We start from the raw sequence: 19,318 nt of genomic DNA, 5'->3' as shown, positions 1-19,318 counted from the left end.
GGCCCTGTCCTGCGGCGAAACAGGGCCAATCGCCCGCTCACAGCGTCGGAACGGGGTAAGTTCCAGATTGGAACTTACCGTATGGCCGGGGATGGACGTGCACCCCGGCCCGGCGAGAGGATGACCCCCATGCGCCGCGAGGACCTTGCCGACAGCTCGTGCGGCATCGCCCAGTCCCTCGGCGTCGTCGGCGACTGGCAGAGCCTGTTGATCGTCCGCGAGGCCGCCGCCGGCGTCACCCGCTTCGAAGGCTTCGACCGCGAGCTCGGCCTGTCCCGCCGGGCCCTCACGGAGCGGCTCGGGTCGCTCGTCGAGCACGGCGTGCTGGAGAAGGTGCCCTACTCCGAACGCCCGCCCCGCCACGACTACCGGCTCACGGCGCGCGGCGAGGGTCTGCTGCCGGTGCTGCTCGCCCTGCAGGAGTGGGGCACGCGGTTCGTCCTGGGCGACGGCACGCTGGACGGCACCCTGGGCGACGGCGACCTCGCCCGCGCCCGGGCGCTGGAGGGCGCACGTGTGCCCGACGTCGAGCTCACGGCGCACGACGGCTCCACGGTGCGCCTGGTGGACCCGGACCGGTGGACCGCGCTGTTCTTCTTCCCTGGCGCCTACGCTCCCGGCACCCACGGGTATCCGCCGCGCTGGGGCGAGGTCCCGGGCACGAGCGGCTGCACGCTCGAGTGCGTCACCTACGGCCGCCGGCACGCCGACCTGGAGGCGGCCGGCGCACGGGTGCTCGGCGTGAGCACCCAGCACCCCGAGCAGCAGGCGGCGTTCGCGGCGCACGCCGACCTGCCGTACCTGCTCGCGTCGGACCAGGACGGCCTCGCGGCCTCGGCGCTGCGCCTGCCGGTCTTCCGTGCGGGCGGCGCCGACCGGCTCAAGCGCGTGACGCTCCTGGTGGATCCGGCGGGCGTCGTGCGGCACGTGCAGGCCCCCGTCACCGACCCCGCGCAGTCCGTCGACGACGTGCTCGACCTGGTGCGGCGGCTGCGGCGCGACGCGCCCGGCGGAGGCGGAGGCGAGAACGAGGCAGACAGCAGGCCGAGGCGGACATAGGGTCGAGGCGAACCGGAGCCGGCGGAAGGAAACCCCCATGACCAGCCCCAGCGGCGCGTCCCCCCATCGCTACCCCCACGTCGCGGAGGCGTCGATCCACGTGACCCAGCCGCCCGAGCGGGTGTGGGCGGAGCTCATGCATCCCGGCGCGCGGTGGATGCTGGGCGCGAACATCGAGACGGACTTCCAGCCGGGCAGCCCCGTCACGTTCGAGGGCCACTTCTTCGGCCGCCAGTTCGCCGACAAGGGCGTGGTGATCGCGGTCGACCGTCCCCGGCTGCTGCACTTCACGCACTTCTCGCCCCTGTCCGAGCTCGAGGACGTGCCGGACAACTATCACGAGATCCGCATCGTGCTCGAAGCGGACGAAACGGGTACGGTCGTCTCCGTGCGGCAGGAGAACATCGACACGGCCCAGCACGCGAGCGGCTCGCAGGCCCACTGGCAGGACGCGCTCGCCACCCTCGCGCACCGCGACGGTGCCCCTGCCCGACGCGCGTGATCCTCCGTCGGCGGGCGGCGCGCCTCGCCGCGCTGCTCGCCGCCGGCGCCGTCCTCGCGTCCTGCTCCGGGCCGGGGAGCGAGCCGACGTCGGCCCCGGCGACGTCGTCCGCGCCGTCCGGCACGAGCGCCCCGGCGTCCCCGGAGCAGACGCCGTCCCCGACCTCCTCCCCGGCACCCACCGGGACGACGGCCGGGACGACGACGCCGAGCCCGGCCCCGTCCAGCACCGGTCCGTCCGAGCCGGCCGACGACCCGCTCGCCGGCTGGACGTGGGAGCAGAAGGCGGGCCAGCTGATCATGGTCGGGGTGTCGGTGAGCGACCCCGCCGCCGTGAGCGCCGAGGCGATCCGCGACAAGCACGTGGGCAACCTCTTCCTGCACGGCCGCAGCACGGCGGGCGTGGCCGCGACCCGCGAGCTGGTGGACGAGTACACGGCCCTGGTGTCCCGGCGCTCGACGCACGGCACGCCGCTCCTCGTGGCGACCGACCAGGAGGGCGGGAAGGTCCAGGTGCTGCGGGGGCCCGGATTCTCCGACATCCCGGAGGCCACGGAGCAGGCCACGTGGAGCCCGGCCACCCTGCGCCGGCGCGCGCGGGGGTGGGGCGACGAGCTCGCCGCCGCGGGCGTCAACCTCAACCTCGCCCCCGTGATGGACCTCGTCGACGAGGCGGACGCCGCGGACAACCCGCCGGTCGGCGCGTTCCAGCGCAACTACGGCTTCACCCCGCAGACCGTGGTGAGCTCGGCGAACGCGTTCAGCGCCGGGCAGCGCGCCGCCGGGGTGGAGCCGGTGATCAAGCACTTCCCGGGCCTCGGCCGGGTCACGACGAACACCGACACCACGACGCACGTGACCGACGACGTCACCACCCGTGACTCCGACTCCGTGCGGGTCTTCGCGCGCGGCATCGACGCGGGCGCGCGGTACGTGATGATGTCCACCGCCGTGTACGACCGGATCGACCCCGACGCCCCGGCGGCCTTCTCGCCCGTCGTCGTCGACGGCCTCCTGCGCGGGGAGCTCGGGTTCGACGGCGTCGTCATGACGGACGACCTGTCGGCCGCCGCCCAGGTGCAGGGCTGGTCGCCCGGCAGGCGCGCGGTCGACGCCGTCGACGCCGGCGTGGACCTGGTGCTGGCCTCCGCCGACCCCTCCGTCGCCCCGGCGATGGCGGACGCCCTCGTGGCGAAGGCCCGCACGGACCCGGCCTTCGCGAAGAAGGTCGACGCGGCTGCGCGGCGCGTGCTCGCGGCGAAGGCCGGGCTGTCCGGCTGACCCCTGCCGGGGGCAACGTCCGTGCTGAATTGATCCTCAAAGACGGGCTTTGAGGATCAATTCAGCACGCACGATGCAGACCCGGAGCAGTTCGCCACCTCCGTGCAGATCCTGCAACGAGCCGCCAGAACGGTCGAGCGTGCGCGAGGTTGGGCACGGAGGTGCACATGATGTCGATCGATCAGCTGCCGGTGGCCGACGAAGCGGTCCAGGGACTGCGGGCCAGCCTGGCGTCCTACGTGACACGGATGCGGGAGACCCACGACCACGAGGGTCACGCCTACCACCAGGGCGTGATGCGTGGCGTGCAGGCGTTCGAGCTGGTGCTCAGCGGGGCGGGGACACCGGGTGCCCTGTACGGGCGCCTCCTCGACGCGACCGCCGGGCTCACCCAGCTCGCCCGCCTGGCCGACGAGGCCACGGCGACGGGCGTGCAGGCCGTCGCCGCGGCCGGGTTCCTGGCGTTGCGCGGCTACTCGCCCGGCGGGTGCAGCGACCCGGAGGCCGCTGCGGCCTTCCGGTCCATCGCCGCGGGAACGGACGATCCGCGGGCGGCCTGCCCCGGGATCCAGGGCGTGACCTGAGCGACGGCGCCCGCCGATACGTCAGTGCCGTCGGCGGGCGCGGGTGCCGGCACGCCGCCCGACGACGCGCACCAGCGGCACCCCGACGAGCACCAGCGACACGTACAGGGCCAGCGGGAGCCACGACCAGGTCTCCCAGGAGCCAGTGCCCCACCCGGTCACCCACGATCCGGTTCCCCACGATCCGGCACCGCGGTGCGCGCTGCCTGCGAGCAGGAGAGCCGCTAGCACCGCGACCAGCACCGTGAGGACGCGGATGCCCCGCGGCCACCCGGTGCCGCTGTACGTCACGACGACGCCCGCGGCGCCGACGGCGATGAGGAGCTCGCCCGTCACGCGCAGTCCTGAGCCGACCGGCGTGCACGGGCCGGAGGCGAGGTCCTGTGTCCGGCCGACTCGTCCAGGCGCGCACGCTCCTCGGGGTCCAGCCCGGCCCACACCCCGAACCGGTGGCGCGCACGAAGACCCCGCTCCAGGGCCATCACCTCTCGGAAGCACCGCGTGAGCACGGGGCACAGCCCGCACAGCAGCTTGCCCTGTTCCGCGGCCCCCGGGCGCAGCTCGTCGACGGGAAACCACGGGTCGCTCCGGCGGAGGTCCCACGTCGTGCACACGGGTGGAGCCACCCATGGCGCTCCCTCGCTGGCCATCGACACCTCCAGCCCGGTCCTCCGCCGACGAGCGACCGCGGAGGCCTGGGGTCGGGGCGGGGGGAGCACCCGACCGCGCAGGCCTCCGCGGCGACGTGGCACCACCGAGGTGGTGCAGCGCTCCCGCGAACGAGGGCGCACGCCCGATCAAACCCGATGTCGGCGGCCGTGAGGACCGTCGTGCAATATCTGCACGGAGGGGGCGCGACGCAGGCGCCGAGAGGGTCGCGCGCGGCCGGACGCCGACCGCGAGGACGCGATCGGCGACCGGCGGGCGTCGAACCGGACCCCGGGATGCTCCCGGGTCCACGAGGACGACCGGTCAGTGACCGCCGGAGACGAGGAAGACCAGGCCGAAGGCGATGGCGCCGACGACGACGCCCAGGCACGCGATGGCGCCCGCGAGGCGCGCCGGCGTCGGGCGGGGGATGGCGATGGCCCGCGGCGCGGAGCGGTCCGCGTCGGACGACGCCCCGGCGGACGGGGCGGACGGCTCGGTGGTCGTGCCCGCCAGCAGGCGCAGCCCCAGCGCGAAGAGGGCGGGGATGCCGGCGCCGACGATCAGCCCGGCGACGAGCACCTGGCCGAGGGCGCCCCACTCGATGAAGTCGGTCATGCTCCCACCTTCTGGTTCGACACGGTGCCCACGGCGCTGACCGCAGGTCCGACGGACGACGCGGTGGCGACGGCCGGGACCGGGCCGACGCGCTCGCCGCCGGCCGCACCCGTGGTGGCGGCGACGGCCTCGATCGAGGCGCCCTTCTCCTCGTCCCAGGCCTCGTTGACGTTGGTGTGGTCCACCGGCTTGCGCCGCGAGACCAGCCAGATGGCGGTGGACACGACGACGAGGAGCGCGAAGACGGCGATCGTGCCGGCCGCGCCGCCGATCGCCGACTCGAGCCAGTGGCACAGCGCGCCGACGAGGCCGGCCGCCGGGAGGGTGACCATCCAGGCCACGAACATGCGTCCCGCGACGCTCCAGCGCACCTTGGCGCCCGGCATCCCGACGCCGGAGCCGAGCACGGAACCGGTGGCGACGTGCGTCGTGGAGAGGGAGAAGCCGAAGTGGCTGGACAACAGGATGACGGCGGCGGAGGACGTCTCCGCGGCCATGCCCTGGCGGGTGTCGATCTCGACCAGGCCCTTGCCGAGCGTGCGGATGACGCGCCAGCCGCCCAGGTAGGTCCCGAGCGCCATGGCGAGCGCGCAGCTGAGGATGACCCAGAACGGCACGTTCGAGTCGGCCGGCACGGCACCGCCCGCGATGAGCGCGAGCAGGATGATGCCCATCGACTTCTGCGCGTCGTTGGTGCCGTGCGCCAGCGAGACGAGCGACGCGGAGCCGATCTGGCCCCAGCGGAAGCCGCGGCTCGTCACGTCCTGCGGGACGCCGCGCGTCAGCCGGGCCACGAGCCACGTGCCGAGGCCGGCCACCGCGATCGCGACGACGGGGGCGATGAGGGCGGGCACCAGCACCTTGGCCACGACGCCGGCCCACAGCACGCCCGACGTGCCGACGGCCGCGAGCACGGCGCCCACCATGCCGCCCACGAGGGCGTGCGAGGAGCTGGAGGGGATGCCGAACAGCCAGGTGATGAGGTTCCACACGATCCCGCCGACGAGCCCGGCGAGGACCACGGGGAGCGTGATCACCCCGGCGTCGACGATGCCCTTGGCGATCGTGGCGGCGACGGCGAGGGAGAGGAAGGCGCCGACGAGGTTGAGGACGGCGGACAGCGCGACGGCGGTCCGGGGCTTGAGGGCTCGGGTGGCGATGGAGGTAGCCATCGCGTTGCCCGTGTCGTGGAACCCGTTCGTGAAGTCGAACGCGAGGGCCGTCACGACGACGAGCGCGAGCAGAAGCGTCTCGGTCACGGCACCCATCGTGGAGGGTGAACCTGGGGAGATCGACCGTCAGGGGTCTGCTCGGTGAACTGTTCTGGGACTGTTCACCTGCTGTTCACCTGGCGACGCGTGTCGCCGTCGCGCGTGCCGTCGTAGTGCGCCGCCAGCCGCCGCAGGCCCTCGTCGACGCTCACGGCGGGCACCCAGCGCAGGTCGTGGCGCGTGGCCCGCTGGTCGAACCAGTGCGCGGTGGACAGCTGCTCGGCCAGGAAGCGCGTCATCGGCGGCTCGTCCACGCCGGGACGGACCCGCCACAGGGTCTCGACGAGCCCGCCCACGGCGCGCGCCAGCCCCGCGGGCACGTGCCAGGCCGGCGGTGTCACGCCGGCGGCGCGGCAGATACCGGTCAGCAGGTCCGCCACGGTGCGGGGCTCGCCGTTGGTCAGCACGTACGCGCGGCCGCCCACGACGTCCGGGGCGTCGGCCAGCCGGTCGAGGGCGGCGAGGATGCCGTCGGCGGCGTTGTCCACGTACAGGGTGTCGATGAGCGCGGCGCCGTGACCCAGCAGCGGCAGCCGGCCCCGTGCGGCACGGTCCACGACGCGCTCGACCAGCTGGGTGTCCCCCGGCCCCCACACGAGGTGCGGACGCACGGCGACGACGCGGGTCCCGGAAGCGCCGCCAGCACCGTCCCGGCCCAGGGCCAGCACCTCGGCGGCCGCCTTCGTGCGGGCGTACTCGCCCCGGGCACGGTCGGGGTCGGCGGGGGTCGCCGGGACGCCGACGAGCGACGTCCCCAGGTGGGCGACGGACGGGGACGACACCTGGACGAACCGTCCGACGCCGGCGCGCCCGGCCGCGTCGAGCAGGGCGCGCGTCCCGCCGACGTTCACGTCGTGGAACTCCGCCGGGGACCCGGCGAGGGACACCTTCGCCGCAAGGTGCACGACGGCGCCGACGCCCTCGACGGCGCGCGCGACGACGTCCGCGTCCGTCACGGACCCCGCGACGTCGTGCGCGCCCGGGACGCCGGACGGCCGCCGCTGCAGCGTGCGGACGTCGTCGCCGCGGGCCACGAGCGCGCGGGCCACCGCGCCCCCGAGCAGCCCGGACGCGCCGGTCACGAGGACCGTCGGCCTGATCACGGCGCCCCCATCCGTCCGCCGGTGAGCACGCCGTCCGCCCACCGCGCGAGGCGGGCCCGGTCGACCTTGGAGTTGTGCCGCACGTCGGTCGGCATGCGCGGCACCACGAGGACGGCCGCGAGCGGGACCGGCGACGCGGCGCGGACCGCGGCCGCGAGCGCCTCGGGGGCGAGCGCGGGGCGGCGCGCCCCGTCCACCGTCTCGACGACGGCGACCGGCTGCTGCACTCCCGCGGGCCCGACGCCGACGACGGCCGCGCGGCGCACCTGCGCCACCCGCTCCACGTGCTGCTCCGGGCCTACGGGGGCCAGCGGGCCGCCGGCGGTGCGGAGCACGTGCGCGAGGCGGCCCTCGATCCACAGGCGCCCCTGGTCGTCCAGGTGCCCGACGTCGCCCGTGCGGTGCCAGCGTCCCGGCGGGGTGTCGCGCTCGGCGGCCAGGTCGGTGAGCCAGAGGCGGTCGTAGCGCTCCTTGAGGTGGGGGGCGCGCACCAGCACCTCCCCGAGCACGCCGGGGGCGGAGGACGGCTCGCCGGTGGCGGCGCCGTCGTCGTCGAGCGCGCTGACGAGCACCTCGCCACCACCCACGGGAGTGCCGACGCAGACGCCGTCGTCGGGCGCCGTGGCGGCGTCCCGGATGCCGTCGAGGGTGACGTCGGTGACGAGCAGGCACTCCGTCATCCCGTACGGGGTGTGGGCGGTCGCCGCGGGCATGAGCGCCTGCGCCGAGCCGAGCAGCTCGGCGGAGATGGGCGCGCCGGTCGAGAGGAAGGTGCGCACCCGTGCGAGGGCGGCGCGGTCGGCGTCGTCCAGCGCGTCGGCCGTGGCGACGACGTTGAGGATCGCCGCCGGGGACAGGAAGACGATCCGGGCGTCGGAGGCCCGTACGGCGTCGGCCACGGCTCGCGCGGTGAGCGTCCGGGGCGCCGACACGTCCATCACGGGCGTGACGGACCGGGTGCCGAGGGCCGGCCCGAGCAGCGCGAACGGCGCGAATCCGGTGACCAGGCCCGTGTCGGGCCCGACGTCGAAGTGGGCGGCGATCGCGTCGCGGAGGGCGGACAGCTCGGCGTGCCGGTAGACGACGCCCTTGGCCGGGCCCGTCGAGCCCGACGTGAACAGGACGGCGGCCTCGTCGTGCGGGCCGGGCTCGGGCGGCAGCGGCTGGCCGTCGCCGGCCCGGGCGACGTCGACGAGCTCGTGCGCGACGCCGAGCGCCCGCCGCACCGGCGGCGCCAGGGGGTCGGCGGAGATGCGCACGCCGGGCCAGCCCAGCGCCCGCGCGGCGGCGAGCCCCTTCCGCTGCGCGACGACGAACCGCGGCCACGCTCCCCGCTGCGCGCGCGTCAGCCCGCGCACGCCCAGGCCGGCGTCGGCCACCACGACGACGGCGCCGATCCGCAGGCACGCGTACACCAGCGCGGTCAGCGTCGGGCCGGGCTCGACCAGCAGCGACACCCGGTCGCCCCGGCGCACGCCGATGCCGTGCAGCCCCGACGCGACGCGTCGCACCTGGCGGTCCAGAGCCCGCCAGCTCGCGACGAACGGCTGCCCGTCGGCGCCGTCGTCGGACATGTCCAGCACGGCCGGGCCGTCGTCGTCCGCCCGCGCGTCCAGCCTGGCCCACAGCGGCACGAACGACGGCGAGGACTCGGACGAGGCGGCGGACGGCGAGGGATCGGACGAGGCGGAGGGATCGGGGACCTCGGGCGCGGATGGACGAAGTCCCGAAGTGGAGGGCCCCCTGGGGCCCGTGAACGCATCCGCGCCCGAGGTTCCCGACCCCTCCGCCGACAGCACCCCAGCCAGGAACCGGAGCACAGCAGGCGTCCATGCCGCGTCCTCCGCGATCAGGTGCCCGGCGTCCCCGAACCGGTGCACGTGCGCGTGCGGCAGCCGGTGGACGAGGTCGTCGAGGTAGCGGTCGGAGAAGATCGGGTCGTGCGGGCCCCACAGCAGGACGGCGGGCACGGAGAGCCGGGCGACGCCCGCGGCGACGCGGTGCAGCTCGGCGGCGCTGGGGTGCGCGTCGTCGACGGGGATGTCGGCGACGAAGCCCTCGATGCCGTCGCGCTCGGCGGCGGTGAGGTACGGCAGGCGGTAGGCCTGCGCGACGTCGTGGGCCAGCCGCGGGCGCGCCAGCGCGAGCGTGGTCTCGAGGAAGGCGCGCGTGGTGCGCGTGCCGAGCCGGTGCACGGGGCCGGCGAGGGCGAGCCGCAGCGGCGCGGGGACGGGCGCGTCGTCGGGCTGGTGCACGGCGGTGTTGAGCAGCGCGACGCCGGCGAGCTGGTCGGGGTGGTCCACGGCCCAGCCGAGCGACACGACGCCGCCCCAGTCGTGGCCGAGGGTCACGACGGGCCCGGTCAGGCCGAGGGCGTCGGTGAACGCGCCGAGGTCGGCGACGCGACGGGCGAGCGTCCGGTGCTCGCCGGTGCGGCCGGAGAGGCCCATCTCGAGCTGGTCGACGGCGACGACGCGCCAGGCCGGCGCACCGGCGACCGCCGCGTCCACGGCGTCCGTGACGAGCCGACGCCACAGGTAGGACCAGGTGGGGTTGCCGTGCACCGCGAGCACGGTGCCGACGGGCTCGACGCCCGGGCCGAGGCGGGCCGCGAGCTCGGGGCCGTTGTCGAGGTAGTGCCACGACCCGCCGCGCGCGTCGGTCAGGACGTGGCTGTGGCGCGGGTCGAGCCCGGGCAGGCCCGGGGGGACGGTGTCGGCGGGACGGGGTGCGGTCGGGGTGGGGGTCGTGCCCGTCACCAGGCGAGCTCCAGCATGGCGGTGTTGATGCCCGAGCCGACGCCCATGAGCAGCACCCGGTCCCCGGCGTCCAGGGTGTCCTGCTGCTCCACCAGGGTGATCGGCACCGACGCGGGCCCGACGTTGCCCAGGCGCTCGTAGGTCGTCGGCACCTTGGTGCGGTCCAGGCCGACGGCCTCGACGATCGCGTTCGTGTGCACGCGCGACACCTGGTGCGTGACGTACCGGTCCATGCGTGCCCAGTCCCAGTCGGCGACGGCGTCCTTCCACGCGTCGACGACGAGCTCGAGGCCGCCCTCGAGCAGCGCCTTCGCGTCGGTGAACATGCCCTCGGTGCTGCCGACGCACAGGTCGTGGAACTTCGTCGCGGCGCGCGTCACGCCACCGAGCACCCGGTGGCCCTGCGGGTGCTCGTCCGCGCGGCCCAGCACGGCGGCGGCGGAGCCGGAGCCGAGGGTGAGCGACGCGAACTCCTGCATGAAGTCGTCGCGGGTGCGGTCGGCGCGCAGGAGCCGCTCGATGGTGCGGTCGTGGATGACGTCGGCGTCCTCGCCGTCGACGACGACGGCGTAGCGGACCTGACCGGAGTCGATCATCCCGGCGGCGAGGCTCATGCCGTTGATGAAGCCGAGGCAGGCGTTCGCGACGTCGAAGTTCACGGCGGACGACGGCAGCCCCAGGCCGTGGTGCAGCCGGACCGCGACGGACGGCTCGAGGTGGCGACGCGTCACGGAGGTGTTGATCAGCAGGCCGACGTCGGCGGGCTCGACCCCCGCGACGCGCAGCGCCTCCTGCCCCGCGGCGACGGTCGCGTCGTCCACGTCCTCGCCCGCGGTCCAGGCTCGCCGCTCGCGCACTCCGGCCACCCGTTGCAGCAGCGTGCCGGGCAGCCGCAACCGGCGCAGCGCCGGGGCGAGCCGCTCCTGCACCGCCGCGGACGTCCGGACGCCGGACGGCAGGCGGCTGGTCACGGCCAGCAACGAGACGTTGGCGAACCTGGTGGTGGCGTTCCCTGACACACGAGCTCCAGACGACCGGTCGTGCGTGCCGCACGGAGCCGGCTCTCGACGACTAGGCCGGGGCCACACGACCCCGGCCCCGCGACGTTACGACGTCCCGGGCCAGCCCGCCGTTCCAGCGGGCGCCTATGAGATCCGACACGCCCGATCTCACCCCCGGGCGGCGCCCAGCACGTCGAGCGTCCACGCGTGCTCGAACGCGATCTCCTCCCAGCGGGCGTACCGGCCGGACACGCCGCCGTGCCCGGCGGACATCTCGATCTTCAGCAGCGCGGGGGCACCGGCGGCGCGCAGCCGCGCCACCCACTTCGCCGGTTCCACGTACAGCACGCGCGTGTCGTGCAGCGAGGTGGTGGCGAGCACCCGGGGGTAGGCGCTGGCGTCGTCGGGGACGTTCTCGTACGGGCTGTACGCCTTCATGCGGGCGTAGACCTCGGCGTCGTGCAGGGGGTCGCCCCACTCGTCCCACTCGACGACGGTGAGCGGCAGCGACGGGTCGAGCATCGACGTCAGGGCGTCGACGAACGGCACCCCGGCGAGCACGCCGGCGAACAGCCCGGGAGCCAGGTTGAGCGCCGCGCCGACGGTGAGGCCGCCCGCGCTCGCGCCGTCGGCGACCATCCGCTCCGGCGCGGTCCACCCGGTCTCGACGAGGTGGCGTCCGCACGCGACGAAGTCGGTGAACGTGTGCGTCTTGTGCGCCAGCTTGCCGTCGTCGTACCAGTGCCGTCCCAGCTCGCCGCCGCCACGCACGTGCGCGACGGCGAACACGACGCCGCGGTCCAGCAGGCTGAGGCGCGGCACGGAGAAGTAGGGGTCGATGCTCGACTCGTAGGCGCCGTACCCGTAGAGGAGCAGCGGGGCGGGCTCCGCCCGGGTGCCCGAGCCGTCGAGCGTCACCGCGTCCCGCCGCCACACGAGGCTGATCGGCACGTGGGTGCCGTCCTCGGCGGTGGCCCACTCGCGGCGCTGCACGTAGTCCGCCGGGTCGTAGCCGCCCAGCACCGGCTGCTGCTTGCGCACGTGCCGCTCACCCGTGGCGAGGTCGACGTCCACCACCGTGGCCGGCGTGACGAACGACGTGTGCTGCACCCGCAGCAGCGGCTGCTCCCACGTCGGGTTGGTGTCCAGGGCGACGGAGAACAGCGGCTCGTCGACGTCGATCTCGTGCGCCGCCCACGGCTGGTCCGCCGTCGTGCGGGCGGTGTCGGCAAGGGTGTCGGCAAGGTCGACGACGGCGACCCGCGGCAGCGCCTCCCGCCGCAGGCTCAGCACCACGTGGCCGGCGAACGCGTCCACGCCGTCGAGCCGCACGGCGGGGTCGTGCGGCACGACGACGCGCGCGGCCGCGGGGTCCAGGGGCGTGGCGGCACCCCGCGCCGGGACGTCCGTGGTCACCAGCTCGAAGTTCTCCGCGCCGTCGTTGTGCAGCACGAGCAGCGCGTCCCGACCGCCCTCGCCGTCGCCGTCGCCGCCGGGCAGGACGGCGTGCTCGACCGTGTACTCGACGCCGTCGCGACGCGCCCAGACGACGCGCAGCTCGCCGGTCGGGTCGTCCGCCTCGAGCACGTGCGCCTCGCTGGTCGTCTTCGAGCCCAGCTCGACGACGAGGTAGCGGCGCGACCGGGTGAGCCCCACGCCCACCCAGAACCGCTCGTCGGGCTCCTCGAGCACGAGGACGTCGTCGGCCGCCGGGGTCCCGACCTCGTGCCGCCACACGCGGTACGGCCGCCAGGCGTCGTCGACCGTCGGGTAGAAGACGTACCGGCCGTCGGGGGTCAGGACCGCGCCGGGGAAGGTGTCCTCGACGACGTCGGGCAGATCCTCGCCCGTCGCGAGGTCCCGCACGCGCAGCACGAACCGCTCGTCGCCCGTCGTGTCGACGGCGTACACGAGCCGGGCGCCGTCCTCGGACACGTCGAACGAGCCCAACGAGAAGAAGTCGTGACCCGCGGCGGCGGCGTTCTGGTCGAGCAGCACCTGTTCGCCCGCCGGCACCGTGCCGGGCTCGATGCTCGGCGGCGCCCACTCGCCGGCCGCCGGGACGCGGGCGTGGATCGCGTACTGCCGCCCCTCCTCGGTGCGCGTGTAGTACCAGAAGGCACCCATCCGCACGGGGACGGACAGGTCGGCCTCCTGGGTGCGGGCCTTGATCTCGCCGAACACGTCCTGCCGCAGCGGCGCGAGGTGCGCCAGCTGCGCCTGGGTCCACGCGTTCTCCGCCGCCAGGTGCGCCAGGACCTCGGGCGACTCCTTGTCGCGCAACCACTCGTAGTCGTCGACGACGTCGTCGCCGTGGTGCGAGCGGACGGTCGGGCGCCGCTCCGCGACAGGCGCCTGGCCCGGTGCGTCAGCAGGGGCGCCGGCCGGTGCCGTCGTGGCGGCGTCCGGGGCGGCGTCCGGGGCGGCGTCCCCCGCGGTGGTGGTCGGGTCGGCGGCAGGCGTCAGGTCGTCGGGCACCCGGCCAGCCTAGGTGCCGCCGGGCGCGGGCCCGGATCCGCGCGTGATGCACGACTGTGACCTAGATCTGTCAGGTGGGTCACATTTTCGTGGCTACACTCACGGCACGCTCGCGAAACCCCGCGGATACATGGGGCCTTTAGTGTCCGTGCATCGACGGGGCGAGCGGGTGGTACCCCGGGCTCGCCCGGGGAACGACACCGACCTACGGAGGACCCGGCCGATGACGACGGACCGACCGACCAGGGGGATCGTGCTGCGCCGCACCGTGGCAGCGCTCGCGATCGCCCTCGCACCTGTGGCGCTCGCCCTGCCACCCGCACAGGCGAGCCCCGGCGCGGACACCGCGGCGCACACCAGCCGCGCCGCCGGCAGCATCAGCACCGCCGCCGAGATCGCGACCGACTGCCAGCCCGACGACACCACGGCGTGCATCGCCGTCCGGGTGGTCGACGAGGCGGGCGAACCGGTCGCGGACGCCACGCTGACGATCACCGGACCCGGCGGGTTCGACGAGACGATCACCACCACCACGGAACGCATCTCCGTGCCGGTGACCGAGGTCGGCAGGTACACCGTCACCCTCGACCCGGACTCGCTGCCCGCCGGCCAGGCTCCCCCCGCGGAGACGACGACGGAGGTCGTCGCCCAGACGGGCGGGACAGGCCGCGCGGCGTTCCTCCTCGGCGGCGAGCCGCAGGGCGAGGCCAGCCCCTCGGCCGACTCCACGACGGGCGCGCCCGGCGACGACGGGACGACCACCGAGGGCGACAGCGTGAGCACCGCCCCCGAGGGCGACGCCTCACAGCGCGCGCTGACCTGGGGCCAGGTCTGGCAGCAGTTCGGCTCCGGCATCCGGTTCGGCCTGCTGCTCGCCCTCGCGTCCATCGGGCTGAACCTCATCTTCGGCACCACGGGCCTGTCGAACTTCGCGCACGGCGAGCAGTTCGCCCTGGGCGCCGCGCTCGGCTTCATCGCCATCAACCAGTGGGGGATGTCGATCTGGCTCGGCGGCGCGCTGACCATCGCCATCTGCGCCCTCACCGGCCTCGCGCAGGACGCCGCCATCTGGCGGCCGCTGCGGCGCCGCGGCACCCCCGTGATGCAGCTGATGATCGTCTCGATCGGCCTGTCGATCACGTTGCAGTACGTGATCCAGCTGCTCATCGGCGGTGGCTCGCTGCGCATCCTGTCGAGCAACCCCAAGCCGCTGACCCTCCTGGGGATCACGCTCAGCACCACCTCGTGGATCTCGATGGTGGTCGCGCTGGTGTGCCTGGTCGGGTTCGCGCTGTTCCTCACGCGCACCCGCCTCGGCCGGGCCACCCGAGCCGTGTCGGACAACCCGGCGCTCGCCTCCGCCACCGGCATCGACCCCGACAAGGTGGTCCGCATCGTGTGGGTCCTCGCCACCGCCTTCGCGGCGCTCGCCGGGCTCATGTGGGGCATCTCGTACGGGTCGTTCAACTGGCAGGTCGGCGTCCAGCTGCTGCTGCTGATGTTCGCCGCCGTGACCCTCGGCGGCCTCGGCACCGCGTTCGGCGCCCTCGTGGGGTCGCTGCTCATCGGCCTCGTCGTCGAGCTGTCCAACCTCGTGATCCAGAGCGACCTGCGCTACGCGTCGGCGCTCGTGATCCTCATCCTCGTGCTCCTGATCAGGCCGCAGGGCATCCTCGGCCGCCGCGAGCGGATCGGCTGAAGGGAGACCGACCATGGACGAGTTCCTCAGAATCCTCACCCAGTCGCTCGCCGAGCTCATCGCCCCCACGACGGCGGCGTACGCCATCGCGGCGATCGGCCTCAACCTGCACTTCGGGTACACCGGGCTGCTCAACATGGGCCAGGCCGGCTTCATGCTGCTCGGCGCGTACGGCTTCGGCATCGCGACCATCGCCGGCGCCCCGTTCTTCCTCGCGCTGGTCGTGGCCCTGGCCGCCGGCCTGCTGTTCGCCCTCGTGCTGGGCATCCCGACGCTGCAGCTGCGCGGTGACTACCTCGCGATCGTCACCATCTCCGCCGCGGAGATCATCCGCTGGATCGGGCGGTCCACGTGGCTGCAGGAGTGGACCGGCGGCGCCTCCGGCCTGCAGGGCCGCAACTACAAGGGCACGTTCCAGGACCTGTCCCCCCTGCCCGACGGCCGCACCTCCATCGGGCCGCTCGAGTACATCAACACCGGGTCCGACTCCTGGTGGACCCGGATCTTCGCGTGGGGCGTCGTCGCCCTGGCCCTGCTGTTCGTCTGGCTCGTCACCCGCAGCCCGTGGGGCCGTGTCCTCAAGGGCATCCGCGAGGACGAGGACGCCGTGCGCGCGCTCGGCAAGAACGTGTACTCGTACAAGCTGCAGTCGCTGGTGCTGGGCGGCATGCTCGGCGCGCTCGGCGGCGTGCTCTACGTCCTGCCGATCACCATCGCGCCCGACGCGATGGGCCGCACCATGACGTTCTTCGTGTGGACCGTGCTGCTGCTCGGCGGTGCCGCCACCGTCTTCGGGCCGGTGCTCGGCGCGATGATCTTCTTCGGCGCCTACATGTTCATGCGCACCGGGATGCGCGCCCTGTCCGAGAACACCGGCGTGGGCGACATCATCAGCACCACCAACGTGGAGCAGATCGGCGGCATGCTGGTAGGGATCACCCTCATGCTCCTCGTGATCTTCAGGCCGCAGGGAATCCTCGGGAACAAGAAGGAGCTGGCCTTCGATGTCCGCTGACATGTCCGAAGAGACCTCCGCCGGCCAGACCGCCGGTGACCCGCAGCCCCAGTCCGTCGTCGACGCCGCCGCGGCGGCCGCCGTCGCCCCCACCTCCGCCGTCGCGGCGGAGGCCCGCGACGACCTCGCGCACGTCGAGGCCGTCGTCGGGGCGCCCAAGCCGGACGCGATCCTCGTCGCCGACGAGGTCGTGCGTCGCTTTGGCGGCATGACGGCGGTGGACGTCGCCCACCTCGAGGTGCAGCGCGGCGCCATCACCGCCCTCATCGGCCCCAACGGCGCCGGCAAGACCACGTTCTTCAACCTGCTCACCGGCTTCGACACGCCGCAGAGCGGACGGTGGAGCTTCGAGGGGAACTCGATCGCCGGCAAGAGCGGCGCCCGCGTCGCGCAGCTGGGCATGGTGCGCACCTTCCAGCTCACCAAGGCCCTGTCGCGGCTCACCGTGCTGCAGAACATGCTGCTCGCCGCCCCCAAGAACCCGGGCGAGCGGTTCTGGCTGTCGTGGCTGCCGTTCACCTGGCGGGCGCACGAGAAGGCCGCCACCGAGAAGGCGATGGAGATCCTCGCCCGGTTCAAGCTCGACACGAAGGCGGACGACTTCGCCGGCTCCCTGTCGGGCGGGCAGCGCAAGCTGCTCGAGATGGCGCGAGCCCTCATGACCGACCCGACGATGATCATGCTGGACGAGCCCATGGCGGGCGTGAACCCCGCCCTGGTGCAGTCCCTGCTGGGGCACGTGCAGGCCCTGCGCGACGAGGGCATGACCGTGCTGTTCGTCGAGCACGACATGCACGCCGTGCGGCACATCTCCGACTGGGTGGTCGTGATGGCGGAGGGCCGGATCGTGGCCGAAGGGCCGCCCAGGACGGTGATGCAGGACCAGGCCGTCGTCGACGCGTACCTCGGTGCCCACCACGACACCGACCTGGGCGACGACTCCCTGCTCGACCCCGAGATCCTGGCCCGCCTCGAGGCCGAGGAGGAGAAGCGATGACCGACACCCTGACCGCGCACGCGCACGGAGGCGTGCCCGAGGGCAAGCAGCTGCTCCTGAAGGCCGACTCCATCGTGGCCGGGTACATCCCCGGCGTGCACATCCTCGACGGCTGCTCGATCGAGGTGGGCAAGGGCGAGCTGGTCGGCATCATCGGCCCCAACGGCGCCGGGAAGTCCACGCTGCTCAAGGCGCTGTTCGGGCTGGTGAAGATCCACTCCGGCACGGTGACGCTCGACGGCGAGGACATCACGGGCATGAAGGCGAACTCCCTCGTGGCCCGCGGCGTCGGCTTCGTCCCGCAGACGAACAACGTGTTCCCCTCGCTGTCCGTCGAGGAGAACATGCGCATGGGGGTGTACCTGCGGCCCAAGGCGTTCGAGGAGCGGTGGTCGTTCATCCGCGACCTGTTCCCCGTCCTGCACGAGCGTCGCACCCAGCGAGCGGGCGCCATGTCCGGCGGCGAGCGGCAGATGGTCGCCATGGCACGCGCGCTCATGATGAACCCGTCCGTGCTGCTCCTCGACGAGCCGTCCGCCGGCCTGTCCCCCGTCCGCCAGGACGAGACGTTCCTGCGCACCCGCATGATCAACAAGGCCGGCGTGTCCGTGATCATGGTGGAGCAGAACGCCCGCCGCTGCCTGCAGATCTGCGACCGCGGCTACGTCCTCGACCAGGGCAAGGACGCCCACACCGGCACGGGGCGCGAGCTCCAGTCCGACCCGAAGGTCATCTCCCTCTACCTCGGCTCCCTCGCGGAGGACGCCAAGGAGACGAAGACGAAGGATCCCCAGGACCAGCCCGCCCCACCGCCGAGGTAGTCGAGACCCTGCCGAGGTAGTCGAGACCGCGCCGAAGCAGTCGAGGCCATGCCGAGGTAGTCGAGACCGCACCGAACTAGTCGAGACCGTGCCGAGGTAGTCGAGGCGGTGCCGAGGTAGTCAAGACCGTGCCGAGGTAGTCGAGGCGGTGCCGAGGTAGTCAAGACCGTGCCGAGGTAGTAGAGGCGGTGCCGAGGTAGTCGTGTCACGGCGGCGGTCGCTCACCCGAGCGACCGCCGTCGTGCTGCGACGGCGCACTGCGCCACCCTTCACGCGGTCAGCCCGAGCAAGGCCCGGCGTCGGGCCGCGAGGTAGGCATGCCGCAGGCGATGCTCCAGCGCCTCCAGGTCGCCGAGGTCCTCCCACCGGACTCGGACGACGGTCCATCCAGCAGCCTCGAGCGCCTTTTGCCGTCGCGCCTGGACGGCGTGCACCACCTCGGGGTCGTCGTCGTACTTGAGCGCGCCGTCGAACTCCACAGCGAGCCGGACGTCCTCCCATCCCAGATCGACGAAGAAGGTGCCGTGAGTGGTCGGGACCTCGATCTGGCAGTCCGGTCTGCGTAGTCCGGCGTCGACGGCGGCGAGCCGCGTCACGGTCTCCCCCGGCGACGCGGAGCGCGGATCGCACAGCCCAAGGATCTCCCGCGCCTGCACGACGCCACGCTTGCCCCGAGAGGCGGACATGATGCGCGAGACCTCGGCAGGTCGTGCACCGAGCCTGAACAGCGAGTCGCACGCCACGAGCGCGCCGTCGCGCGGGAGGGTCCGGATGCAGTCGACGAGCGTGCGCGCGAGCGAGGTCACAGGCACCCCGCGGACTTCCGCCCGGTCCGTCGGCGGCATGGGCGTGTGGTGCCGGCGGACGGAGGGCTCCCGTTCCTCATCTACGTGCGGGTTCCACTCGTGCGTCACGTGCACCAGCTGGGGCGTGCGGAACGTCCAGGCGCCGTGCAGCATGGCGGCGGTCTCGTGACTGAACCACAGCGTGGCGGCCGTGTGCTCGACGAGCCGCCCCACGAGCGTGAGCACCGCAGTCTCGTGCTGCGTCGTCGCATCGGGGACGTCGTCCAGGGCGAGCGCGAGCGCGTCCGGCACGACCGGCGGATGCGGCGCATCGGCCGAGCGCATCGAGCGCAGCGGCGAGTCCGGGGCGTTCATCAGGTCGAGGATCGCGGCGACACGTCGGATCGCCGGGAGGTGATCAGCTTCTGTCATGCGACGAGAGTCGCGCCCTGCGCTGCGGCGTCGTCCCGGCTGCCGGCCAGCTGTGGACAGCGGCGACCGGGGGGCAGGCTCGGCGCCTGCGAGAACGGCACCGACGTCCGCTGACGCCCTTCGGCCGCGCACTACCTCGGCACGGCCCCGACTACCTCGGCACGGTCCCGACTACCTCGGCACGACCCGAACTACCTCGGCACGGTCTGCACTACCTCGGGGACGACGACGGCGGCCCCGGCGCTCGGTGCGCACCGGCCGCCGTC

Annotated in this window: 17 protein-coding genes; 8 read left to right on the top strand and 9 right to left on the bottom strand. The window is 73.9% G+C overall.

Annotated features, from left to right (window positions below; translation table 11 throughout):
* Positions 1–129 precede the first annotated feature (129 nt).
* The 4 genes from ACFT55_RS10270 (at position 130) to ACFT55_RS10255 (ending at position 3,425) form a co-directional block, all read left to right on the top strand.
* Positions 130–1,059 carry a winged helix-turn-helix transcriptional regulator gene (locus ACFT55_RS10270; protein WP_380243725.1) on the top strand — a complete coding sequence of 310 codons (930 nt, stop codon included), beginning with the start codon at positions 130–132 and terminating at the stop codon, positions 1,057–1,059.
* Between the two features lie 37 nt (positions 1,060–1,096).
* Positions 1,097–1,561 carry an SRPBCC family protein gene (locus ACFT55_RS10265; RefSeq protein WP_380243724.1) on the top strand — a complete coding sequence of 155 codons (465 nt, stop codon included), beginning with the start codon at positions 1,097–1,099 and terminating at the stop codon, positions 1,559–1,561.
* Complete coding sequence (locus ACFT55_RS10260; protein WP_380243723.1) at positions 1,558–2,841, top strand: glycoside hydrolase family 3 N-terminal domain-containing protein; 1,284 nt, start codon at positions 1,558–1,560, stop codon at positions 2,839–2,841. The genes ACFT55_RS10265 and ACFT55_RS10260 overlap by 4 nt, the downstream gene beginning before the upstream one ends.
* Before the next feature lie 170 nt (positions 2,842–3,011).
* The gene (locus tag ACFT55_RS10255; protein WP_380243722.1) at positions 3,012–3,425 is read left to right on the top strand and encodes a hypothetical protein; all 414 of its coding nucleotides are present in this window, start codon (positions 3,012–3,014) and stop codon (positions 3,423–3,425) included.
* A gap of 21 nt (positions 3,426–3,446) precedes the next feature.
* Here the strand turns inward: ACFT55_RS10255 and ACFT55_RS10250 are convergent, their stop codons facing one another.
* From ACFT55_RS10250 to ACFT55_RS10215, 8 genes are all read right to left on the bottom strand, one after another.
* A complete protein-coding gene (locus ACFT55_RS10250) occupies positions 3,447–3,761 on the bottom strand; it encodes a hypothetical protein (protein ID WP_380243721.1) in 315 nt (104 codons plus the stop codon).
* Positions 3,758–4,075: a WhiB family transcriptional regulator gene (locus ACFT55_RS10245; RefSeq protein WP_380243720.1), complete on the bottom strand. Its 318-nt coding sequence runs from the start codon at positions 4,073–4,075 to the stop codon at positions 3,758–3,760. The genes ACFT55_RS10250 and ACFT55_RS10245 overlap by 4 nt, the downstream gene beginning before the upstream one ends.
* A gap of 322 nt (positions 4,076–4,397) precedes the next feature.
* Positions 4,398–4,691, bottom strand: coding sequence for a hypothetical protein (locus ACFT55_RS10240; RefSeq protein WP_380243719.1), 294 nt, complete (start codon positions 4,689–4,691; stop codon positions 4,398–4,400).
* Positions 4,688–5,950: an anion permease gene (locus ACFT55_RS10235; protein ID WP_380243718.1), complete on the bottom strand. Its 1,263-nt coding sequence runs from the start codon at positions 5,948–5,950 to the stop codon at positions 4,688–4,690. Before ACFT55_RS10235 ends, ACFT55_RS10240 begins: the two co-directional genes overlap by 4 nt.
* 74 nt (positions 5,951–6,024) lie before the next feature.
* Complete coding sequence (locus tag ACFT55_RS10230) at positions 6,025–7,065, bottom strand: NAD-dependent epimerase/dehydratase family protein (protein WP_380243717.1); 1,041 nt, start codon at positions 7,063–7,065, stop codon at positions 6,025–6,027.
* On the bottom strand, positions 7,062–9,824 hold the full coding sequence (locus ACFT55_RS10225) for an alpha/beta fold hydrolase (protein WP_380243716.1): 2,763 nt from the start codon (positions 9,822–9,824) through the stop codon (positions 7,062–7,064). Before ACFT55_RS10225 ends, ACFT55_RS10230 begins: the two co-directional genes overlap by 4 nt.
* Positions 9,821–10,843, bottom strand: a complete 1,023-nt coding sequence (locus tag ACFT55_RS10220) for a 3-oxoacyl-ACP synthase III (RefSeq protein WP_380243715.1) — start codon at positions 10,841–10,843, stop codon at positions 9,821–9,823. The genes ACFT55_RS10225 and ACFT55_RS10220 overlap by 4 nt, the downstream gene beginning before the upstream one ends.
* 150 nt (positions 10,844–10,993) lie before the next feature.
* Complete coding sequence (locus ACFT55_RS10215) at positions 10,994–13,303, bottom strand: S9 family peptidase (RefSeq protein ID WP_380243714.1); 2,310 nt, start codon at positions 13,301–13,303, stop codon at positions 10,994–10,996.
* 223 nt (positions 13,304–13,526) lie between these two features.
* On the opposite strand from ACFT55_RS10215, the gene ACFT55_RS10210 reads away from it, so the two are divergent.
* From ACFT55_RS10210 to ACFT55_RS10195, 4 genes are read left to right on the top strand one after another with little or no spacing between them, the layout of a single operon-like run.
* On the top strand, positions 13,527–15,002 hold the full coding sequence (locus ACFT55_RS10210) for a branched-chain amino acid ABC transporter permease (RefSeq protein ID WP_380243713.1): 1,476 nt from the start codon (positions 13,527–13,529) through the stop codon (positions 15,000–15,002).
* Positions 15,003–15,015: 13 nt separating this feature from the next.
* Complete coding sequence (locus tag ACFT55_RS10205; protein WP_380243712.1) at positions 15,016–16,017, top strand: branched-chain amino acid ABC transporter permease; 1,002 nt, start codon at positions 15,016–15,018, stop codon at positions 16,015–16,017.
* Position 16,018: 1 nt separating this feature from the next.
* Entirely contained in the window at positions 16,019–17,014 is a 996-nt protein-coding gene (locus ACFT55_RS10200) for an ABC transporter ATP-binding protein (RefSeq protein WP_380243711.1), read from the top strand.
* On the top strand, positions 17,011–17,835 hold the full coding sequence (locus tag ACFT55_RS10195; RefSeq protein ID WP_380243710.1) for an ABC transporter ATP-binding protein: 825 nt from the start codon (positions 17,011–17,013) through the stop codon (positions 17,833–17,835). The genes ACFT55_RS10200 and ACFT55_RS10195 overlap by 4 nt, the downstream gene beginning before the upstream one ends.
* Before the next feature lie 269 nt (positions 17,836–18,104).
* Here ACFT55_RS10195 and ACFT55_RS10190 read toward each other — a convergent pair whose 3' ends face one another.
* A complete protein-coding gene (locus ACFT55_RS10190) occupies positions 18,105–19,052 on the bottom strand; it encodes a DUF559 domain-containing protein (protein WP_380243709.1) in 948 nt (315 codons plus the stop codon).
* Positions 19,053–19,318 lie beyond the last annotated feature (266 nt).

Source organism: Isoptericola sp. NPDC057191 (genome assembly GCF_042670225.1).
Lineage (GTDB): Bacteria > Actinomycetota > Actinomycetes > Actinomycetales > Cellulomonadaceae > Isoptericola.
The sequence above is the reverse complement of the archived record's forward strand: the minus strand, read 5'-3'. Positions and strand labels throughout refer to the sequence as shown.